Source organism: Vibrio marinisediminis, assembly GCF_014050145.1.
Taxonomy (GTDB): Bacteria; Pseudomonadota; Gammaproteobacteria; order Enterobacterales; family Vibrionaceae; genus Vibrio; species Vibrio marinisediminis.
In genome coordinates, this window is the sequence record NZ_JACFYF010000001.1 from 610,167 (window position 1) to 631,921 (window position 21,755).

Annotated in this window: 19 protein-coding genes; 13 read left to right on the forward strand and 6 right to left on the reverse strand. The window is 42.9% G+C overall.

Features of this window, described 5'->3' with window-relative positions; all coding sequences use genetic code 11:
- Positions 1–113: 113 nt before the first annotated feature.
- On the reverse strand, positions 114–1,004 hold the full coding sequence (locus H2O73_RS02830; protein ID WP_182106307.1) for a LysR family transcriptional regulator: 891 nt from the start codon (positions 1,002–1,004) through the stop codon (positions 114–116).
- Positions 1,005–1,178: 174 nt separating this feature from the next.
- Between H2O73_RS02830 and H2O73_RS02835 the strand changes: the two genes are divergently transcribed.
- The 6 genes from H2O73_RS02835 to H2O73_RS02860 all read left to right on the forward strand — a co-directional run bounded on the left by H2O73_RS02835 (position 1,179) and on the right by H2O73_RS02860 (position 7,939).
- Entirely contained in the window at positions 1,179–1,394 is a 216-nt protein-coding gene (locus tag H2O73_RS02835; protein WP_182106309.1) for a DUF1656 domain-containing protein, read from the forward strand.
- A 17-nt stretch (positions 1,395–1,411) separates the two neighbouring features.
- The gene (locus H2O73_RS02840; protein ID WP_182106311.1) at positions 1,412–2,317 is read left to right on the forward strand and encodes an HlyD family secretion protein; all 906 of its coding nucleotides are present in this window, start codon (positions 1,412–1,414) and stop codon (positions 2,315–2,317) included.
- 8 nt (positions 2,318–2,325) lie between these two features.
- Positions 2,326–4,521, forward strand: coding sequence for an FUSC family protein (locus H2O73_RS02845; RefSeq protein WP_182106313.1), 2,196 nt, complete (start codon positions 2,326–2,328; stop codon positions 4,519–4,521).
- Positions 4,522–4,652: 131 nt separating this feature from the next.
- The gene (gene yidA, locus H2O73_RS02850; protein ID WP_182106315.1) at positions 4,653–5,462 is read left to right on the forward strand and encodes a sugar-phosphatase; all 810 of its coding nucleotides are present in this window, start codon (positions 4,653–4,655) and stop codon (positions 5,460–5,462) included.
- A gap of 395 nt (positions 5,463–5,857) precedes the next feature.
- Complete coding sequence (locus tag H2O73_RS02855) at positions 5,858–6,025, forward strand: hypothetical protein (RefSeq protein WP_182106317.1); 168 nt, start codon at positions 5,858–5,860, stop codon at positions 6,023–6,025.
- Between the two features lie 177 nt (positions 6,026–6,202).
- Complete coding sequence (locus H2O73_RS02860) at positions 6,203–7,939, forward strand: amidohydrolase (RefSeq protein WP_182106319.1); 1,737 nt, start codon at positions 6,203–6,205, stop codon at positions 7,937–7,939.
- Positions 7,940–8,464: 525 nt separating this feature from the next.
- On the opposite strand, the gene H2O73_RS02865 is transcribed toward H2O73_RS02860, so the two are convergent.
- From H2O73_RS02865 to H2O73_RS02880, 4 genes are all read right to left on the reverse strand, one after another.
- The gene (locus H2O73_RS02865; RefSeq protein ID WP_246335821.1) at positions 8,465–10,171 is read right to left on the reverse strand and encodes an MFS transporter; all 1,707 of its coding nucleotides are present in this window, start codon (positions 10,169–10,171) and stop codon (positions 8,465–8,467) included.
- 68 nt (positions 10,172–10,239) lie between these two features.
- Positions 10,240–11,859, reverse strand: coding sequence for an MFS transporter (locus H2O73_RS02870; RefSeq protein WP_182106321.1), 1,620 nt, complete (start codon positions 11,857–11,859; stop codon positions 10,240–10,242).
- Between the two features lie 169 nt (positions 11,860–12,028).
- Positions 12,029–12,508, reverse strand: coding sequence for a hypothetical protein (locus H2O73_RS02875; RefSeq protein ID WP_182106323.1), 480 nt, complete (start codon positions 12,506–12,508; stop codon positions 12,029–12,031).
- On the reverse strand, positions 12,487–13,176 hold the full coding sequence (locus tag H2O73_RS02880) for a winged helix-turn-helix domain-containing protein (RefSeq protein ID WP_182106325.1): 690 nt from the start codon (positions 13,174–13,176) through the stop codon (positions 12,487–12,489). Before H2O73_RS02880 ends, H2O73_RS02875 begins: the two co-directional genes overlap by 22 nt.
- A gap of 319 nt (positions 13,177–13,495) precedes the next feature.
- Between H2O73_RS02880 and H2O73_RS02885 the strand changes: the two genes are divergently transcribed.
- Positions 13,496–14,371: a hypothetical protein gene (locus tag H2O73_RS02885; RefSeq protein ID WP_246335823.1), complete on the forward strand. Its 876-nt coding sequence runs from the start codon at positions 13,496–13,498 to the stop codon at positions 14,369–14,371.
- A gap of 133 nt (positions 14,372–14,504) precedes the next feature.
- Complete coding sequence (locus H2O73_RS02890) at positions 14,505–14,879, forward strand: SpoIIAA family protein (RefSeq protein WP_182106327.1); 375 nt, start codon at positions 14,505–14,507, stop codon at positions 14,877–14,879.
- Positions 14,880–14,967: 88 nt separating this feature from the next.
- On the opposite strand, the gene H2O73_RS02895 is transcribed toward H2O73_RS02890, so the two are convergent.
- A complete protein-coding gene (locus H2O73_RS02895; RefSeq protein ID WP_182106329.1) occupies positions 14,968–15,354 on the reverse strand; it encodes a universal stress protein in 387 nt (128 codons plus the stop codon).
- Positions 15,355–15,494: 140 nt separating this feature from the next.
- Here H2O73_RS02895 and H2O73_RS02900 point away from each other — a divergent pair, with 140 nt between their 5' ends.
- From H2O73_RS02900 to pflB, 5 genes are all read left to right on the forward strand, one after another.
- Entirely contained in the window at positions 15,495–15,977 is a 483-nt protein-coding gene (locus H2O73_RS02900) for a YehS family protein (protein WP_182106332.1), read from the forward strand.
- A 310-nt stretch (positions 15,978–16,287) separates the two neighbouring features.
- The gene (locus H2O73_RS02905; RefSeq protein ID WP_182106334.1) at positions 16,288–16,713 is read left to right on the forward strand and encodes a hypothetical protein; all 426 of its coding nucleotides are present in this window, start codon (positions 16,288–16,290) and stop codon (positions 16,711–16,713) included.
- Between the two features lie 175 nt (positions 16,714–16,888).
- Complete coding sequence (locus H2O73_RS02910) at positions 16,889–17,365, forward strand: GNAT family N-acetyltransferase (RefSeq protein WP_182106336.1); 477 nt, start codon at positions 16,889–16,891, stop codon at positions 17,363–17,365.
- A 656-nt stretch (positions 17,366–18,021) separates the two neighbouring features.
- A complete protein-coding gene (tdcD, locus tag H2O73_RS02915) occupies positions 18,022–19,218 on the forward strand; it encodes a propionate kinase (protein ID WP_182106338.1) in 1,197 nt (398 codons plus the stop codon).
- A 15-nt stretch (positions 19,219–19,233) separates the two neighbouring features.
- A complete protein-coding gene (pflB, locus tag H2O73_RS02920; protein WP_182106340.1) occupies positions 19,234–21,543 on the forward strand; it encodes a formate C-acetyltransferase in 2,310 nt (769 codons plus the stop codon).
- Positions 21,544–21,755: the final 212 nt, after the last annotated feature.

Genomic DNA, 21,755 nt, shown 5'->3' on the forward strand with positions numbered 1-21,755 from the left:
CTTGAACTTGTAGGGAAACGAGTTCTGGCAAATTTCATTACATAGAGCATTAAAGCGATGAGGCTTTGCCGTTTGTTGCCAACCTACAACTTCAGCTCATTTGGGTATCTGTGTTATGTGTTTGGGTTTAATTGTTGTTGTAGATATTCTTTGAGCAATGTCAGCCGCGCAGTATTACGTAATGTCGGAAGGTAAAGCATATATAGGTCTACCTCTGGTAAGCGATAGTCTGAGAGTAGTGGTACAAGGCGACCTTCTTTTAGTGCTTCTCGCACCTGAAATATTGGTTGCATGGTGATCCCCACTCCTTCCATAGCCGCAGCCATCATCGCTTGACCACTATTGATTGTGAGCCTTGATGAGACCTCCGGTTTAATGTGCTGTTTGCCATCAAAAAAGCTCCAATTGTGGTTTAAATAATGAGTGCCAGATTGCAAGCATTGATGATGGCAAAGCTCACTCGGGTGAGAAGGTGTGCCGTGTAAAGCAAGGTATTCTGGAGAAGCACAGACCACCATTTCGTAGCTTTGTAGGCGGTGTGCAATGAGGTTTTCATAGCCGTCGATTTTATCGCGGAAAATGATCTCAAAGCCTTCTTTTTTGATATCAGGCAACTTGTTGTCGACCACAAGATCAATCTCAAGTTTTGGGTACAACTGCATAAAACGAGCTAGGTTAGGCGCGAGGACTTTGATACCAAAATTCACACCCGTGCAGAGTTTTAGTTTGCCTCTTGGCTCATTCGTATTGCGGTAAATGTCTTCTTCCGCAGCTTTTAACTCCGCAAGAATGGTTAGACAACGTTGGTAATATTGTTCTCCTGCTGCTGTTACGCTTTGGAAACGAGTCGATTTGTCTAGCAATTTTGTACCAAGATTGCTCTCTAATCCCCGTACATGCTTGCCAACCATTTGCGCGCTTATGTCACGCTCATCAGCGACAGCGGAAAATGAACCTAGCTCTACGGCTCTAACAAATATTTCCATGCTTGTTATTCGATCCATATTGCCCTCATTAGAAACCAGATTAATCTAGTGTTTACACATATTCGAAACTCTGGGTTTTGAGTGTATTCCCTTTGGGTGCATTTATCTCGTGAAATATTGCGATTAACATCACGTTATATTCATCGTCAGGCGTGTAAAGCCTGTTCAGTATCCCCTAAGAGAGCCAACACTTTGTTTAGCGCTATTCCCAAAGAAATTGCGATTGGAGATATCTATTTGCCACCGCTATTGGTCGCAGGTTTCCTTGGCGTAATTTGTACTTCACTCACCACGCGGCTGCTGAATAAGTTGCGTTGGCATCGTTATGTTGCAAGCCCTCCGTTGGTTGAGTTGTCTATGGCCATTATTTATACCGTCCTGATTGGTACGTTTGTTTTTCCTAGTTAAGCGTTGAGAGTAGTAGAGTGATTAAGCGAGTTTTTGTTACCAGTATGATTGTGGTTTTGGCTTTAGGCGCTGTGGGGTGGAAGTACCAGCAATACATTACCAATCCATGGACTCGAGATGGTCAAATCCGAGCTCAAGTGGTGCAGGTTACGCCGAGAATCACTGGTCCTATTATTGCCGTGCATATTGTTGACAACAGTGAAGTGAAGGCGGGTCAGGCATTGTTTGAAGTGGACCCGCGTACTTATCAAGCGGCGCTTGAAAAAGCAACGGCAAGTTTGGCACAAGCTGAAACCTTATTGCAGCGAACGTTGGATGAAGCACATCGAGGTCATTCATTGGCACGTCGTCAGCCAGGAGCTATTTCAAAACTGATTTTAACCCAACAGTCTAATGCGGTGGAGTCTGCTAAAGCTGGCGTCATGGTGGCGAAAGCTGCGGTTGAAGAGGCAAAGCTCAACTTAAGTTTTACGAAGATTATTGCGCCAGTAGATGGTTATATCACCAATCTTAATTTGCGTATTGGTAGCCAAGTTGTGGCTAATCAACCCGTTGTCGCTTTGGTTGATAAAAATAGTTATTGGATCGAAGGCTTTTTCAAAGAAACAGACATCAGTGATGTTACTGCTGACGCGACTGCCACAGTGACGTTAATGGCACATGGTGGTCAGCCTTTGGCTGCACACGTTGAAAGTATTGGTTATGGCATTGCACATAAAGATGGCAGTACAGGTGTCTCTTTGCTGCCCAATGTTAGCCCAACTTTTCAGTGGATCCGCTTAGCGCAGCGCATACCAGTGCGTATTCGCTTAGATTCCGTGCCGCAAAATCTACAATTGCGTGTAGGTGCAAGTGCGTCGATTGTCATTCATAAGATTCCAGATATCAATATTGACGAACTATTGACCAGTCACTTGAAGTGAGTTTAACCATGAACACACGTTATAGACTGCCTCTTAAAGTGGCGCTTGCGTTGACACTCGCTATCGTAATTGCGCTGTGGTTAGGCTGGGACAAACCATACTGGGCAGCATTTTCAGTGGTGGTCATGGCCGTAACAGAAACCAGTGGTCACTCATTGGAAAAAGGTCGCCAACGCATTGCGGGTACTATTTTTGGTGTAGCGGTAGCGTTTGTTCTTATTGGTTTGTTTGCCCAGCAGCCAGTTTATTTATTGCTTAGTTACACTCTGTTTTCGGCGTTGTGCGTTTATCAGCAAACTAACCCTCGTTATGGGTACATTTGGTCAATTGGCATGATGGTTGCCACCTTGGTGATGATCATGGGGGGGCTATCTGGCACGCAAACTTTTAATATTGCAGTGCTACGTTTGCAAGAGACGATTTTGGGCGTGTTTTGTTTCTCTTTAGTGTTTAGTTTGATGTGGCCAGCATCCAGCCGAGTGGTGCTGTTTGATACATTAAAGAGTTACTTTGATAACCAAGTAGGGTTTGTTGAACAAGCACTTGCTGATCTCGCTCAAACTGGCAATTTGAAACGTGATTATTCGTTTGGTAACAGTATTAAACGCCTCTCTCGTTTGGAAGACCTAATTCAAGCTGCCAGTGCTGATAGTTACGAAATAAGCAGCACTAGCAGCCATTGGCAACAACTGTGGTACCAGCAAAATGAGTGGACGATTTTATGTGGACATTTGTATGAATCACTTCGGCTACTGAATGCTCCGTTAACCGAGACTCAGCGTGACAAAGTAAGTCGAGTATTGCGTCACTTACAGCAACGTGCGGGCAACGCATCGTTATTATTGACGCACTATCGCGATCAAAATGCTTATCTTGAACCAATCACGAATAAACCATGGCTTGATGTGCCACCACCAGAAAGCATCAGCTTGTCAGTGAAAGACGATGCTATTGAAGACCAACGTCACGGTGCGTTACGAATGCTGGAAAATATCCTCAATCAAATGGATGCGCTGCACCACTCGATGTACCAGACATTGTTAGAGGCTGTAGAAACTAAGCCACACAACACAGTACTACAATCTAATCATAGCGATAAAAGACAGCGCCAATGGCAGTTCGTTATTCCAATAGATCCTGAGCGATTAGTGAATGCATTTAAAGCGTGTTTAATGATTTGGCTCTCGATTGCTTTGTGGCTTTATGTGCCAATGCCTGGAGGACCAATGATCGTTATGTTTGGTGCCTGTTTTGGCGCGGTGGTGCTCTCGCTGCCTTTCGCGAGTACCCGTTCGCTGTTGTTTTATATGCTTGGTTGGGGAAGTTTGGTGTTGGTGCAGTATGTATTTATTCTGCCTCACATGAATGAAATCTGGCAGTTAGCTGCGTTTTACTTCTTCAATACCTTTGCCATTTGGTACGTGTTTAATAAGCCTCAGCATATTTTCCATCGCATGATTGGCACAATGAATTTGGTGTTGATGACCAAAAGTGCGATGCAACTGTCGCCTACCTATGACATCCAAGCGGCTTTATTGATTATGCTGCTGCTCTCGTTAGGTATGTTGATTATTTTCTTTGTTAATCACGGCGTATATTCGGCTAATCCTGAGCGTGTTTTTTTACGTCATTTGGGCTACTTTCGTCGCAATTTGCAAAGTGGATTACAAAGCCAATTGAGTGGTCGCTCTATGAAAATGGTCAGAGTTGCTCGCCCTGCATTAGTGAGAGATATCGCCATCGCAGAAGCGGCACAAGGGATGATAAATTGGCGTACTTTTCCTGATTTAACACAAAGTGATGCGCAGCAATTGATGAGTCAGGGCTACAGCTTGTGTTTGCACTATAAAGCATTTGTTGACAGCTATCAGCATTGGCTAAAAAACACTTATAGTCATTCAATCGATAAGCAAATTCAGCGCGCAATTGCGGATATGGTTAAGCTCCTGGATAAAAGCATGATCAGTGAAGAGAGTACGGTTCATTGGGCGGGGTTGAATCAACTACAACAACATTTGCAAGCTTATTTGTATGGCTTTGAACAGCATTCACTACTGCAGTTTACTTTTAGCCAGCAGCAAGCCGATCAGAGTTATCAATTGCTGGTGTCACTACAAATATTAATAGAATCACTGCAGCAAATGCAGCAAGCGACCAGCTTGAATGATTTTCACACTTTGCGTTTATCACCGTTTACTATTTAAGCGATAAACGCAAAGTTGATAAGTATCAATTTGAGATGAAATCATATTGTGAAGGCAACGAATATTGTCGAGTTAGTCACAAAAATTCTTTAAGATGCCTGCTCTATGATTTGTTACCTACGGAAATTCACATGTACAAACTGGTTGCCTTAGATATGGATGGCACGCTGCTAAACTCGCAGAAAGCCATCAGCCCTCGCACCAAGCAAGCGATTCAAGCTGCTCGTGACAAGGGCGTTTATGTTGTTCTTGCCTCAGGTCGACCATTGGAAGGTATGCTCAACTCATTAGAAGAATTAGGCATGGATTCTGAGCAAGATTATGTGTTGAGTTACAACGCTTCGCTGGTACAGCGTGTGGCGAGCAAGAGTGTGATTCGCAAGCAGATCTTAACCGGTGTTGATGCTAAAAATATCGCTAGTTTGGCTCGTGACCTAGGTACATACGTTCACGCATTTTCACCAGAGCGTGGCTTAATCACCCCAGAAGACAACCCATACACCAAACATGAAGCCGACATTAATGGTGTTGAAAGCTCGGTGGTTGATTTTGCAGAGCTATCGGATGAAGAAGAGATCATCAAAGTGATGATGGTGGCGGAAGCAGAAATCTTAAGCGCGGCGATTGCTCAATTGCCAAAAGAGCTCCATAGCCAATACACCGTTGTTCAGAGTGCACCATTTTTCCTTGAGCTAATGAACCCGTCGAGCAACAAAGGCACGGGTGTTGCCATGCTTGCCGAGCACTTAGGCATTGATGCCAGTGAGGTGATTTGCATGGGCGATGCTGGTAATGACCACCATATGATCAAGTATGCTGGTCTTGGCGTAGCGATGGGTAATGCGACCGATGAAACTAAAGCATTGGCTGACCATATTACCGCAACGAACGACGAAGATGGCGTCGCTGTGGTTCTAGAGCAGTTTATCCTCAACGCTTAAATTTACACTAACTATGTCAAACACCCAGCTATTTAGCTGGGTGTTTTTTTATGCGCATAGATCCAATCTAGCAGTAATAAAATTGCCAAACAGCGTTGTCCATTGCTGAGATACTTCAAAGGATTATTACGTTGTTTAATTAGTGATAAATAATAACAATTTCTTTATTAGAGTTATTTATCAATAAAGTGCGCTCGAAGAACGTCTATAAATATCCCTGCCAACATACCAAAGTAGCTTTATTTTTCTTTAACTTGCTTCGTTCTCGTTCGTGAGAAAAAACATGGTTGTTGTGAATCTACTTTTTATGCTTTTTGGCGATGAACAGCATCGGTGGCTATTGCTCAAGAGCAAGGTTGCTTGTGTATGGCAGTGGCAATTCAAAGGCGAATACAATGAATAATCTTAAAATGCGATTTTTTTTAGCTACTATCTTGGTGCTGAGTATTTCTCTTATCACCGCGAAATTTCAAGCTGTTTATGAGACTCAGTTTGAATCTGAATGGCATCCTCAAGGCAGTTTTGAAGTGCATCTATTTTTTGAACAGCCGAATGGTGGCTAATGTGGGTGATTTTTAATTCTTTGATAAAACTCGCTTTTTAGGTTTTTTTATATCAAATTTCTCACGATTTTATTTGAGTATTTTATTTCATTTTTAAATTCTCGAACAATGACTGGGTAAAAGGCATGGTGGGAGGGAACAAACAATATTACTTGTATCCTACATTGGAGTTTTATTATGACAATTAAACCATTCCATAACCCTGGCCTAGAGTACAACACAGACGTCGTTCTATACACGGGCACTTTTATTACAGTTAATGAACTGCAACCTAAGGCGAGTGCGGTAGTCATTGAGAGTGGGAAAATTCTTTTCACAGGTACCAAAGATCAAGCTGAAACCTTTCTTCAAAACAAAGGAATTGAATATCGTTTAGATACACAGTTTGCTGGCAAAACAATCGTCCCAGGTTTTATTGAGGCACACATGCACCCTCTCATTGCGGCATTATTTACCGGGATGTTTGAATATGCAGGGCAGTATGACCGCTTAGGGGTAGGCGGTAAATTACTTAAAGGTTGCGCGACAGAACCGGCACTAAAAGCGCACCTACAAGCATTAAAAGCTGAGCATGATGCCGCAGGCAAAACGGGTGAGTGGCTTGATTTGTGGGGTCTAGATCCGTTGCTTATGACCGATGGCTCAGTTGTGAACCGTGACTTCATTGATTCAGTAATTGACGATTCACCTGTATTTATAATGCATGCAAGCTGCCATTTAGCCAGTATGAATTCAATGGCTCTTGATAAGGCAGGGTATAGCCTAGATGACGATCCAGAGTTTGTTTTGCGTGAAAACGATCGCCTGACGGGTGATATCGCAGAAATGAAAGATTTATACCGCGCTCTTAATGTAGGAGCATTTAATTACGGTAGCGATCCTGCTTTAATCGGCAAAGCTTTAGTTGACTATGCAGACATTGCACACTCACTAGGGGTGACCACGGTATCGGATTGCGGCATGGGGATCCCTTCTAACCCTTACCCGCTATATCAAGCAATGAGCCAAAATCCGGGCTTTAAATTGCGTGTAACGGCGTACCCATTAGTAGGGACATTTACGCTTGATGAAGTAAATGCAATGAAAGAGCAAAGCAACGATAGGCTTTCAATCGGTAGCGTTAAATACGTGAATACGGACGGCTCAATTCAAGGGTTTACAGCGAACTTGTTGGATGGACAAAGCTACTACAATGGTAAGCCAAGTACTTCTCTCACGCGTGACATAGAAGATATTTATCAGGCAAGCTTACCTTTCCATAAAGCAGGTTATAATATTTCGTTCCACTGTAACGGTAATGGTACCACTGAGAAGCTGATTGAGCTGATCGAACGTATGCAGAAAGATACCCCAATGCCAAACGCCCGCCACTGTCTTGAGCACAATCAGATGGTGACAGATGAGCAGATGGATCGTATGAAGCTAAATGGTATCTGCCATAACTTGTTTGGTACACACATTCCGGTTTGGGGGGATATTCACGCCACTCAAACTGTTGGACCTGAATATGTTAAGCGCTTAAACCCATTCCAATCTTCAGTGCAAAAAGGCATTCCGTTTTCGATTCATTGTGATGATGGTGTTACTCAGGTCAACCCGCTGTTTATGATGTGGGGAGCAATGAACAGGAAGTGTATCTTCTCTGGCAATGTTTATGGTGAAGAGGAATGTCTTACGGCTGAGCAGGCATTGCACGCTGTGACATTAGGTGCTGCTTACCTGATGGGACATGAACATATGAAAGGCTCCATTGAAATCGGTAAACTGGCGGATTTCGCGATTCTAGATCAGAACCCATTGGATGTTGCTAAAGAGGATGTGAAAGATATCAAGGTGCACGCAACGATGTTAGGTGGTGATATTACGGTTCACCAGATGGCTAAGGCTGAAATGGAAGAGCCAATGCCGGCTTAATCGATTAAAGTTAGAATTGTATAAATGAAGGGCACCGAAAGGTGCTCTTTTTTTGGATGCCGTATAGGCTCGGCAAACATCAAGCTTGTATTGTGCTTCGCTATTTAAGCAAAGGTGACTGGCGGTTGATCTTGTTCAAAATACCCCGATTCCAGCGCTAAAGCTCACCGCTTGATAGTTGGAACGTTAATGGCTCTCTTGATGCGTGGTTGCTGTAATAATAGCGGCGTCAGTATCGTGAGGTTAGATCGGTCAGCATTGTAGTTAAGTATATGGGGCGAGGCATATGGAGCGAGCATATTTGTTGTAATCGTAAGTGAACAGAAGCGAGTATTTTGAGGAGGTAATGTTTTTTGGCTCTGAGTTGATGAGCCTTGGTTGGATATCATACAGATAGCTTTTTTACTTCTGTTTCATCTATCGATCCTAGAGGGGCTTTATTAGCCCCTTCCCTGTTATCTTACTTAAAGATGTGGCTGCTGATAGTGATAGGGTTCGTTAACTCAGTTAATGGTCTATTGAGCTCTATAATGAGTCATTTACTTGTCGTTGAGCAGACGAATTAACGACCTTCGATCTATTTTGAGCACAAATTTTTGGTAAAGGCGAGCCGATTGCCACCTTGTGACCTCTAACGCCTAGGGAGATATACCAGCCTAGCAGTGCAATCGAAATCAAAGTCATCATGGTGAAATTGAAGGCTTTTACTCTTGATTGTGCTTTTATTTTAATCAAATAATTCGATTGGCGTGAGTCCAAGCCAAACTGCTTTGTGATGTCTACAACTTTTAAATTGTCCACATAAGGTATATGAGGCGTATCACGTAATGCTTTAACAAATGCAGGAGGGTAGTAGGTTGGTATTTCATTATTTGAGCGAATCGTGTGCTCGAGAGTCCATTGGTTAATTCCGCCAAACAAACTGATACCCACTACCAAGCCGATGTTTCGTACGGTTGCTTGCAGCCCACCAGATTGCTCTGCATCGCGTTCACCTAAGGCATTGGTAATAATCACTGGGCATTGCGATGCCAGTGTCCCCATCGCAGCCCCAAGCAGCATCATACCGAGATAAAAGCTGATAACTATCTGATTGTCTAAACTTGATAGCAGCAGAATAACCCCTGAGAGCATGATGGCTAAAAAGGCTATTTGGCATAGACGTTTGGGTGGATGGTGCTTAAAGAGAGCAGGGATCAGTATAGAAAAACCAATCATAAACGCCGAAAATAACAAAATAATCGCACCAGAATGTGCTGACGAGAGTGATATAGCCACTTGCAAATAGGTGACGATAACAAAGCTACTCCCTCCGAGAACGATATACATTAGTGACAGAATGATAAAACCTTTGCGAGAGGCTCGGTTCTGAAACCAACTGATAGGAAGCAGAGCGTGTCCATAACGTCGTTCAAACCTAATTTGTTGAAAAATAAAACAGATGAATAAGCTCAAACCGCTAATGGTTAAAAAAAACGCTGGGCTGATTGGATAAGTAAAGGTTAACCAAGTGGGTATGTCTGCACCATTGAGAGAGGTTATCATCCCCCAATAAGGCATCTTAATGAGCCCCAAAAAAACCGCCATGATGCTGGTAGAGCCAATAAGAGTACCGAACAAATCGAACTTTGCTGGGCGGTTAGTGTGAACCGGTTGAATGCCAAACAGCGCGGTGATTAAGGTTAAGACATAGCATGTTGCAATCAGTATAAATGGCCACTGCCACTGAACCGTATCATGCAGCCAGCCGCTAAGTAGCGGAACCACAGCAGCGGCAAGTCCTGTCGCTGCGGCCATAAGCCCAAATCCCATTGCCCGTTGCTTGCCCGGAAAGTGAGTGACCACTAAAGCGAGTATTGCAGGCAGCATGAAGGCTGCACTGATACCCGCGAGTGGGCGCACAAGTAGAGCAATATAGTTAATGTCAGAGATATATAGGAAACCACATGTTGAGGTTATACCTAAGCAGGCTCCAGTAATTAACAGTCGTCGCCAACCAATAATCAGACCAAACATACTAGCAGAGAGCATGAAAGCAGCACCGACTAGAGGCTGAATGCTACCTAGTAACTGTATAGTTGATATGTCAGCATTAAAAACAGAAACCAGAGTAGAGGTCGAAATAGACAGGTTTGCGACATCGGCTGATAAGGTGAATTGTGCTAAGCATAGCGCTAAAAGTAGGAAGCCTTTTTTGTTGTCTAAGGCGTTAACCATAGTTGCCTCACTCATTATTTATTCAAGACCATAAAGGTAAAACGAAACAAGCCTCGGCATTGCCGAGGCTTGAAGATATGCCGCTAGCTATTCATTAACGATCGTTGGGGCAATTTTGAACACAAGGCTAAACCACCTAGCATTAGTACAATGAGTGTAAATAATGCGTAATGGACCGACTGCAAGCGTGATTCAGCCATCACTTCGATAACAATGCGCTGTTCTTCCTTGTCGACAATCAGTTCATCCATCAAAACCACAGCCATGTCATTGGAAACGAATGGGAGTGAAGGTTGCTCTACGATGATTTGCTTTGTTTCTGCGCTTAACCCTTCGTGCTCAGCAACGTTTGACTTGATTGCTCCCGTTAGTGAGAACAGCATTACTGAACCTAGAATAGCGACACCGAATGCTTGACCAACATTTCGAGATGTTGCCTGAATACCACCTGATTGCTGAGCTTCACGCTCACTCAGTGCAGAAGTCACAACGATAGATGCTTGTGAAGCAAGTAGACCAGCACCAATACCAAATATGGTAAGAGAAACATATTGCCAAACAGTGATCCCTTCAGCCGTAAAGCCGAAGAACATAAGTCCTGTTCCCGCTGCTGCGATGATGAAACCTAGTTGGCAGACACGTTGGCAGCTAAGGTGAGAAAGCTTCGCTGGTGCACCAAGCGAGCCGATCATCATACCCAGTGCAAATGCACATAGAGCCATACCTGAAGCGAACGCACTCATTCCTGCCACTAACTGCATGTAAGAGACGTTGATGAAGCCCGTCGCGCCAAACAGCAGGAAGATAGTTGAACAAAGTACAAGACCAACAACAACTTGCGGGTTTTTCGAATATGAAGAAGGAAGTAATGGTGTACCACCGTTTTGTTCAAAACGACGTTCCCATACCATTAGAGCCTTAAGGATAGCAGCGCCGAAAACTACGGTTGGAATCGCTGGAGAAATGCCGAAAATAGTAAAATCAGTCAATGGAGCAACTAGACCCCACTCCGATATTTTTAGTAGACCAGAGACGAAACAAAGTAGACCTAGACCCGCAAGCGCAATGCCGACGACATCCAGTTTTCCTTTGAACGGTGCAGAGTCTAAGGTTGGCAGTTTCAGGCTAGCGAACATTACTGCTAGGCAGTAAAACCCAAGACCTGTAAAAGCAACTTGAAAACTTGCAATATCAAGAATAAAACCAAAGAGTAGTGGTGTTATTGCACTGGCTAAGCCTACCAAAGCTGCAATGGCAGAGAAGGCAATGGCCTGATCCTTACCTTTATAAATACCCGCAACGTTGGCGAGAACGGCCGGAATCAGCAAACATGCACCTAAACCAGAACCAACGCGAGCTCCGTAGTTAAGAACTTCCATATTAGGAGCGAAAGCCGCAGCGAAAGAACCAATAGCCAGCATGCCAGCACCGATGACCATTTGGCGTTTCCAGCCAATGATTAGGCCGATCAAACCACCAGCGATCATGCCGGCACCAGCAATCAGTGGGTACATGGCATTTGCCATTTGAATTTGAGGCATAGTTGCGCCATGAAGGGCAATCAGTGCATCAGTCGAAATTGCCAAGCCAGAGTTATCTGCCATGGTTGAAAACTGTGCAGCCAGTAGAACCATCAGAGGAAACCATTTGGCTATCCCTGATTTGTCTTCTGGTGTAGGTACAGAAGTAGCGGATACTGTCATGATGGACACCTTTTTTGTTTGGAGAGCCAAAGCTCAATAGTTTGTTGTTATTGAAACGTCAGGGTTATTTAAACCGATGCAGTCGTTTACTCTCCAACCAAAAAAAGTATCTTTGTGAGAAAAAAAATAATATTTGTAAAACGGGGGGATAAAAAAATATAAAAATGGGTTATCTATTTGATTTTCTTCGTAAATAATATGATGCGCTAGTGCTGTTACTCAACTGTGCATCAAGAAATAGATTGCCATCATCGACCTGCCAAGCATTGGCGTTGATCAGGGTTCCATTTAAAGGAATATTTATGCCTGTTTTCTTAATGAATGCTTCGAGTCCATTAACCTGTTTGTTTTCTAGGTCTAAATGAGAGTTCTCATGTTCATGGCGCTTCACAACAAGAGTTGCATCGACAGTGAAATTATCGTTCTGATAGCTGTTGTTGAGAGAAAGTCGGATGTCATCTTTGATCAGCATTGTGGCTGAACTATTAATTTCTTTCCCTTCGACATTGAAGCTACCTTTCCCTTCCCAAAGCCCTGCGTATCGAGTTAGGGGGCTATTCATATATTGATAGCTAGCATGACCAGCCCACGCGCTAAGGCATGCAACAATAGTAAGGATAGAGAATCTTAAAATTCGATAGTTTTGCATCGAAGCTCCCCTTGGTTTTCTTCGCAGATCTTATAATAGGAATCCGACTTGATAACATATTTTGTAGGGTTGCCAGCTTGCAGCGGTAGCTTTTCTAGTTCGCCTTGTTCTGGAGTAAATAAGATCCAGTGTTGGTTATATTGATGACTAAGCTGTGCATATTTGCTGGCAAATTGACCCGAGGCTCCTAGGGCGAAAGCAGCGGTGCCGAGTAAGAATACTGTCGCCAAAAAAGAGCTAGAAAAAAGCTGGTGTTGTGGTGCTATTGCTGCGACGTGTTCATCTTTTAACAATTGGGAATCGGACTCGGTTACTTGTTCATCAGTCGTCTCGTCGCTTGCGATTACCTTCGGCTTTACAGCCAACACATACCCTTGTTTAGGGATCGTTCTAATCAATATGCGTTGGTCATCCTGCAAGGAGAAACGCAATGCTTTTACAGTTTGGTTTATCGTCGCATTGGTGGCATAGGAATCTTTCCATAGTGTTTCTTCTATTTTAGTGCGAGATAAAACATCGGGAAAACTCAGAACTAAAGCGTGGAATAGATTGGCTTCTCTAGCGCGTAAACGCGTTGATTCCCCTTGGTATTTGATGACTCCTGATGTAGGAGAATAGTAGATATCCCCTATTTGATAAACAGGGGGCTCAAGAGAGAGTTGTGTCATTTATCCGTTCTCGTTATCACTTTAAACTTTAACGATATCCATGTTAACTGAGAAATTTTAGCTTCGTTTGATCCGATGTAACGATTTTGCTACCTCTCACACTAAAAAGTAAAATTGAGAAATTTGACACTTCTCTGACGACATGTTGGTGGGGGGAATATCACGTCCCAATACTTTTGAATGATTGGGTGCAATTTGGATGTATTTTCTCAGTTATTATTTTTTTTCACTTAATGTTTTTTAATTTAGTTATCTCTTTCTAAGGGCATTTTTTACTGTGTTTGAGTAGTTGATTCTTGGGATCAGGAGTAGTTGATTCTTGGAATTAATAGAACCAATAACAGTGAATAGGTTAATCGCCATGATAGAATTAAATAATGCGAAATTAAAAAATATCACACTGGGCAGTGCTCTCTTTTTTGTCTCCACTTTCAGCCTTGCGTCTGAGCAAAGTGGCACGGATGATATTCCTGATCCAGGGGATCACACTAAGGTCTCCTCTGTTGTAAGCATGACTTATGGCAAGCAGAGTTTTAATGAGGAAGATAATGACTTTGTTCAACTTCAGGGGCAGATCTCTGGTGGAAAACAAAACGGAAACCTCTTTCTTGGGCAACTGACAGTCCAAGGCCAAGATAATGGTAAAGTGGGAAGTGAAGATTTTAATCTGTCTCAGGTGCGAGCGAGATACTTTGAAGTAACGCGTACAGAGTGGGAACACGCACCTATGTTAGGGGTTTCTCTCGATTATATTGAAACCAGCTTTACCGATGCAGTTTCTGACCGTCTATTTGCTGTAGGTGGTCTTGTACGGGTAAATACTCCATTTGATAATTGGTTATCTTTCCCTATTCTTGCGGCAGCAATAGGCCAAAACAACAGTACCTACAGCGATCTGGGGGTGTCAGATAAGTATACCTACGGTGTTCAGTTTAACTTCTTGAATTCTATTTACCTGCATGAGAATGGAACACATATTCAAGTTAATCCACAGTTCAGCTCATTAGACATGGGCGGTGCGATCGGCACAGTGAATCAACTTCAGTTCGATACAGCGTTGCAGATGCCTTTTACAAGTAACCGTAAACACTGGGGTAAGCTAACTTATACAGAATACTTTGACGATGTGGAACGTAGCTTCGGGCATAACCGACAAGGTACTGAGCTCAAATTTACTTACAGCTACTTCTTATAAGGCGGTTGGCGTTAACTATCTTATTGGAGCGGAATTAGGCTCCAATAAGATACGAAGTGTTAGCTAATCCACAACTCGATGATTAACGTGTCACTATACTAAATTAGGTTTTGAACTTAATCAGAGGTGAGCGATGAGTAGGCACGGCATATCTATTGGTATTGAGCGAGTTAACGAGGCCGTTTTTGTTTCGATTAAGGCTTCAGGGAAGTTAACCCATGAAGACTACCAACGTATTGTTCCCGTTATCGATTCTGCATTAGCAAAGGTTAATGAGCCGAAGATCGATGTGTTGTTTGATGCGACTGAGTTTAAAGGTTGGGAGCTTAGAGCGGCATGGGATGATCTAAAACTTGGCTTAAGCCACGGTTCTCACTTTGGTCGTATTGCTCTATATGGCTCCCATGAATGGCAGCCATGGGCAGCTATAGTAGGCAGTTGGTTTATTAGTGGCGAAATCCGTTCTTTTGGTGACTATGATCAAGCCGTTGCTTGGTTGCTAGAATAACTCCCCTAAGACGAGATATACGTTTTCATGCAGTTACATAGGCAGAACTAACAATACGCGCTAGAGTTACCTCCAGCGCATTCATGCCTTAATCAAGATAGACGACGAGCAAATCGGCTTCTACGGCATTGGCTAGCTTGGGTATTGATGAGAATAAGCGGCTAGTAAACTTATGGTGGTGTCCACAAACCACAAGATCGATATCCTTTTCTTTGACGATTGCTGAAAGCTTGATATGCAGATCACCAATCACCACAATGGTGTCTGTAATTGGGTAGTCAGTTTGCTCCGCTAACGTATTGAGTTCTCCGTGTAATGCTTGTTCTTCTTTGGGCGCTAGAACTATCTTATCTACGTCGACAAAAACAAATGACAGTTTGCAATTTTCGCTTTTAGCTAACGAGACCGCTTTATTTATCACCACTTGGCTGGTGTGAGATAAATCAACCGCCACCAATATATGCTTATAGCTCATTACGTTCTCCCATTTGCTTTTTGTGTGCTTATTTTTAAGTCTAGCATTTGATAGGGGTTAGGTCGTAAGTCTGGTAACATCGCGGCTCTCCAGCAATCGTGTTGATAGTGCTGGGTTTACCTAAGACTAGGATCTCTATTTTGACCAATAATGATATTTTGCGTCGTGTACGCTATACGTTTGATTTAAAAGATAATGAAATGGTTGAGATTTTCTCTTTAGCCGAATTCAATGCAACAGAAGAACAAGTTGCAGCTTGGTTGAAGAAAGAAGAAGACGATACATTCATCAAACTTAGCGATACCGAGTTAGCAATATTTCTAAATGGATTTATCAATCTAAAACGTGGTAAGCGTGAAGGCGAACAGCCAAAGCCTGAAGATGCGTTGAACAACAACATGGTATTTCAGAAGTTGCGTATTGCGTTGAATCTAAAAGCTGAAGAGATTTTGGAGATCCTACAACTTGTAGACTTCCGTTTAAGTAAGCATGAGTTGAGCGCATTTTTCCGTAAGCCAGACAACAAGCATTACCGCGAATGCAAAGATCAAATTCTGCGCAACTTCCTATTGGGTGTTCAACGTCAACTACGCCCAAATGACAATGGCTCTGCAGCAGAGTAATAGATAGCGAGTCCACCGATATAGCTCGAAATTAGTGGGAATCTATAGCCGAGTTGGCATCATCGCTTAAACAAACGCCCGAAGTTAATCACTTTGGGCGTTTCTGTAATTATAGGTTGCGGCGGTTGGCTGTTTACCTACTGGCCATTCCTATTGCTTTGTTAAATGTTCATAATATCGGCAGCCTAGTTAATGTTTACAATAAGTGACGATAATTCTGTTTTTAGACCGGATGTCGTTGATTTATCATAGATGGGTTAAACACGCCTTGGCGTGTTGTATTGTGAGATTGTTTTTTGAAGGGTGAGTAATGAAAAAATACGTAACAGCATTGGCGCTTGTCGCTGCTCTATCAGGTTGTGAAGATGCAACGAAAGCAATCGACCAAGCACAAGAAGCGGCAAATAATGCCGTTGATACCATTCAAGAGCAAATCGAATCGGTTGATTTCAGTGAGTTAAATCTAGAACAATTCGGTGATGCGACAGAGTCAGCAAAAGATTTCGCACTTTCTGTTGAAGAAGCTCTTAATGCAGACTTCAGTAACCCAGAAGTACTGACACAAGTAAGAGAAAATATCGCCAATACTTACGCCTGTTTGGTAGATGCAACGTCAGAATCAACGGCCGAAAAGTTGATGAACAAGGTTCTCGCTACGATCAGCAATGAAGAAGCTCAGGGCTTGGTAGAAAAAGGCATTGAGAAAGCCAAAGCCGCCCAAGAATGTGTCATGTAATTATTTCGAGTAAAGCCTACTAGCTTTGGTGTTAGTAGGCTTTTTCTTTTGAAGTTTAATTCGTTAGCGCTATCAAGAGCTTTATCGATGTGGCTCTATTGATCCATCACTGCGAGTTCTTAACTAAGCTGTTTCTAACCGAGCCTGATAATAACCACTTAGCCTGAGGTGGATGATGAAAATTATAATAGTTGATCCGAGCAACCAACATATCTATATGAACTTGGCGCAAGCTTACGAAGCTGAGTTTTCAAAAATCATGCAAAAGAGACCGGATGAAAATGGTCTGTTCCCACTTGATACTAAGTTAGAAGGTAATGTAACGGGTTATCTGTTGTATGTGGATGGTGTACCTGCTGGCCATACTGCGATCGCTAATGAGTCCGAAGGGAATTATGAAGTGTGTGACTTCTATGTCGTGCCTTATTTTCGCAAAAACAAAGTGGGTAAGCGTTTTATTACTCAAGTATTTGAAATGCTGGGTGGTCGTTGGGAAATCAAACAAGTTGCCGGTGCTGAGCATGCAGTGACATTTTGGCGCGATGTGCTGAGTGAATATACTTCCGGTAATTACAGCGAAGACACCTATCACGATGAGAAGTGGGGTGTCGTGACAAGGCAAACCTTCTGCCATTCTAGCCATCGGGACTAACTCTGCATAAAAGCCATGAAGTAAGGTCATGAAGCAAAGCATTGGTCGTTGAAATGAACTCCCATTCATAGGGCATTACCGTGACAACAGCCGTGCTTTGCAAGTGTGTTATTCAAGGTTACGGAATTACATGGGCGATGTTTAAGCCCGCATTCTTGTCTTTACCTCCAATCTTCCTTTGATATTTTCTCTCTATACGAACTATGTGAAAGGTCACTCCGAATTTGCTTTAAGGCTAATCAGCCTTAATCGTTGGAATAATTACGTGGAGCCCATGAGTAGTTTCGTTCGTCCTTGATGCTCCCCCCGATTAGGCGACCAATAAAAGCTCCGCTACTACTGTTTGATATTATCGGCATGATTCTCTTTGAAACTATTTCTGACAAAAATGGATGCCATGAAATATGGCTTTACGTCATCACTCTCAATTCAATTATTGTAAATTTTATTTCCACTTACTGTGTTATATCTTTCCAATATTCGATCTTCAGAAAATAAAGTCTATATTTTTCAGTTACATACAAGTTGGCTTAAAGTTTGCTATTTAGGTATGGAAAATACCATTCATTTTTGATGGTCATCATATATAAACGAAATGATGGAACCGTCTTAAATATAGTTTACAAACTATTTTAATGAAATAAGCGAGTATATAGATGATTGTATTGGTGATTAATTGTGGTTCTTCTTCGGTGAAGTTTTCTGTCATCGATGTTGAAAGCAGCGATGAATTACTATTGGGTGTTATTGAGAACATCAATAGCGATGGTGCTTGTATCTCAATCAATGGTGGTCCTAAAACAGTTCTGATTAATAAAGGCTATGAAGGTGCATTCACCGCCATTGCATTGGAATTAGAACAAAGAAATCTCACTAATAGTGTTGTTGCCGTAGGTCATCGTGTGGCGCACGGGGGAAATATCTTCAAAGATTCAACCTTAATTACCGATAGGGTAATTGAAGAAATCCGTACCGTTTCCGACCTTGCTCCTTTACATAACAAAGCCAATTTAATGGGTATCGAAATGGCGCAGAAGCTATTTCCTTCAGCGCAACAAGTTGCCGCGTTTGATACCAGTTTTCACCAAACGCTCGCCCCTGAAGCGTATCTGTATGCATTGCCTTGGGAATATTACGAGAAACATCATGTTCGTCGTTATGGCTTCCATGGTTCCTCACACCGCTATGTCTCAAATCAGGCGTATGCATGGGTGAAAAGACCTAAGCAAGATAGCGGCATTGTTATCGCCCACCTAGGTAATGGCTCATCCATTTGTGCGGTGAGTAACGGGAAAAGTGTTGATACCTCTATGGGGATGACACCGCTTGAAGGGCTCATGATGGGGACCCGCTGTGGTGATGTCGATTTTGGCGCCATGGTTTGGATTGCGAAGCAAACCAACCAGTCACTTGATGAATTAGAACGCGTTGTAAATGAAGAATCCGGTCTGTTGGGGTTATCAGGAATTTCATCAGATTTACGCGACCTAGAGCAAGAATGGCATCAAGGTAATGAACGAGCGATTTTGACAATTAAAACGTTTGTTCATCGTATTGCGCGCCAGATTGCCGGTCATGCTGCGTCTTTATCACGTCTTGATGGAATTATCTTTACTGGCGGCATTGGCGAAAACTCATCACTGATTCGCCGCTTAGTTCTCGAGCACTTACAAGTATTTAACATAGAAATAGACCAAGAAAAGAACGACCTATCCAACCGCTTTGGAGAGCGGGTCATCAGCACAGAAAACTCTCGCGTAACCTGCGCAGTGATCCCGACAAATGAAGAAAAAATGATAGCACTCGATGCGATTCGTTTAAGCGATATAAACCTTGCGCCGTTAACCGTTTAATGTAGGAAAATATTAATGGAATTATCAATAAATACACAAGTATCACCATACAGTGATGCATGGAGTGGATTCAAAGGCACGGAATGGAAAAACTCCATCAACGTACGTGACTTTATTCAACAAAACTATACCCCTTATGAAGGGGATGAAAGTTTCTTAGCAGAGGCGACTCCAGCAACAAAAGCGTTGTGGGAAAAAGTCATGGTGGGGATCAAGCAAGAGAACACCACCCACGCGCCTATTGATTTTGATACCAATGTCGCTACAACCATTACGGCTCACGGACCGGGTTATATTGATCAAGGATTAGAAACCATTGTAGGTCTACAGACGGACCAACCATTAAAGCGTGCGCTTCACGCTTACGGCGGTATCAAAATGATCCGTAGTTCGTTTGAAGCTTACGGTAAAGAAATGGACCCTGAGTTTGAGCACCTATTTACCAATATACGTAAAACGCACAACCAAGGGGTATTTGATGTTTATACACCTGATATTTTACGTTGCCGTAAATCAGGCGTATTAACTGGTTTACCCGATGGCTATGGTCGTGGTCGTATCATTGGCGATTACCGTCGTGTTGCCTTGTACGGTATGGATTACCTTGTCGAAGAGCGTAAATTGCAATTTGCCTCTCTTCAAGCGGATTTAGAAGCCGGTATTGACCTTGAAAATATTATTCGTTCACGCGAAGAGTTAGCAGAGCAGAAACGTGCCTTGCTACAAATTCAAGAAATGGCTGCTAATTACGGTTTTGATATTTCACGTCCAGCGATGAATGCACAAGAAGCGGTGCAGTGGCTGTACTTTGCATACCTTGCTGCGGTTAAATCACAAAATGGCGGTGCGATGTCATTAGGACGAACAGCAACGTTCTTAGATATATACATCGAACGAGATTTGAAAGCCGGTCGTTTGACTGAAATTCAAGCTCAAGAACTAATTGATCACTTCATCATGAAAATTCGTATGGTGCGCTTCCTACGCACACCTGAGTTTGATGAACTGTTCTCTGGTGACCCAATTTGGGCAACTGAAGTGATTGGCGGTACGGGGCTTGATGGACGAACACTGGTGAGTAAAAACTCATTCCGTTATATCCATACACTTCACACCATGGGTTCATCACCAGAGCCAAACTTAACCATTCTTTGGTCTGAGCAATTACCGATCTGCTTTAAAAATTATGCGGCAAAAATGTCGATCGTCACTTCTTCGTTGCAATACGAAAATGATGATCTAATGCGTGCCGACTTTGACAGTGATGATTACGGTATTGCTTGTTGTGTTAGCCCAATGGTACTGGGTAAACACATGCAGTTCTTTGGTGCTCGCGCCAACCTTGCGAAAACACTACTTTACTCCATCAATGGCGGCGTCGATGAAAAGCTAAAAATCCAAGTGGGTCCTAAAACAGCACCACTAATGGACGAGGTTTTAGACTATGACACTGTGATGAGTAGCCTAGATCAGTTCATGGATTGGCTGTCTGTTCAGTACATGAGTGCGTTGAATTTAATCCACTACATGCACGATAAATACAGCTATGAAGCGTCGTTGATGGCTCTGCATGACCGTGATGTTTCTCGCACCATGGCGTGTGGTTTAGCCGGTTTATCTGTGGTTGCTGATTCACTATCAGCCATTAAATACGCGAAAGTACGCCCAGTTCGCGATGAGTCGGGTCTTGCGACTGATTTTATTATTGAAGGCGACTACCCTAAATTTGGTAACAATGATGAGCGAGTTGACGACATTGCTAGTGATTTAGTCGAACGCTTTATGAAAAAGCTTCAAGTGTTACCGACTTATCGCAATGCGGTACCAACTCAGTCAATCTTAACCATCACTTCCAATGTGGTTTATGGTAAGAAAACAGGTAATACACCGGATGGTCGTAGCGCGGGCACCCCGTTCGCTCCTGGGGCAAACCCAATGCACGGTCGCGATCAAAAAGGCGCTGTAGCATCATTAACATCAGTATCTAAACTGCCTTTTGCTTATGCGAAAGATGGAATTTCATACACATTTTCTATCGTGCCGAATGCATTAGGAAAAGATAATGATAGCCAGAAGAAAAACCTAGTTGGTTTGATTGATGGTTATTTCCATTATGAAGGCGCAGGAGCGACGCATGAGGTTGAAGGTGGTCAGCACCTAAACGTTAACGTACTTAACCGTGAAATGTTGCTTGATGCGGTAGAGCACCCAGACAAATACCCACAGCTTACTATTCGAGTTTCGGGTTATGCTGTTCGCTTCAACGCATTAACGAGTGAACAACAGCAAGAGGTGATAAGCCGTACCTTTACTAACCAGCTGTAACGTTTTAGCCGTAATGGTCATCGGTACTAACAACGTTGCTGCTGTCGTTATCTCAACGTTTCTTTAAATGGGCGTTGAGATAGCAAAGTAAACCATTCGGATTTCAGTCGCATCAGTGGCAGAAATGGTGACTGAAATCCGCTTTTTTATAAACTTTTTGATACATTAAGCTTCAGATACAATTAAGCAGAAAACGCGTAATTGTATCTATT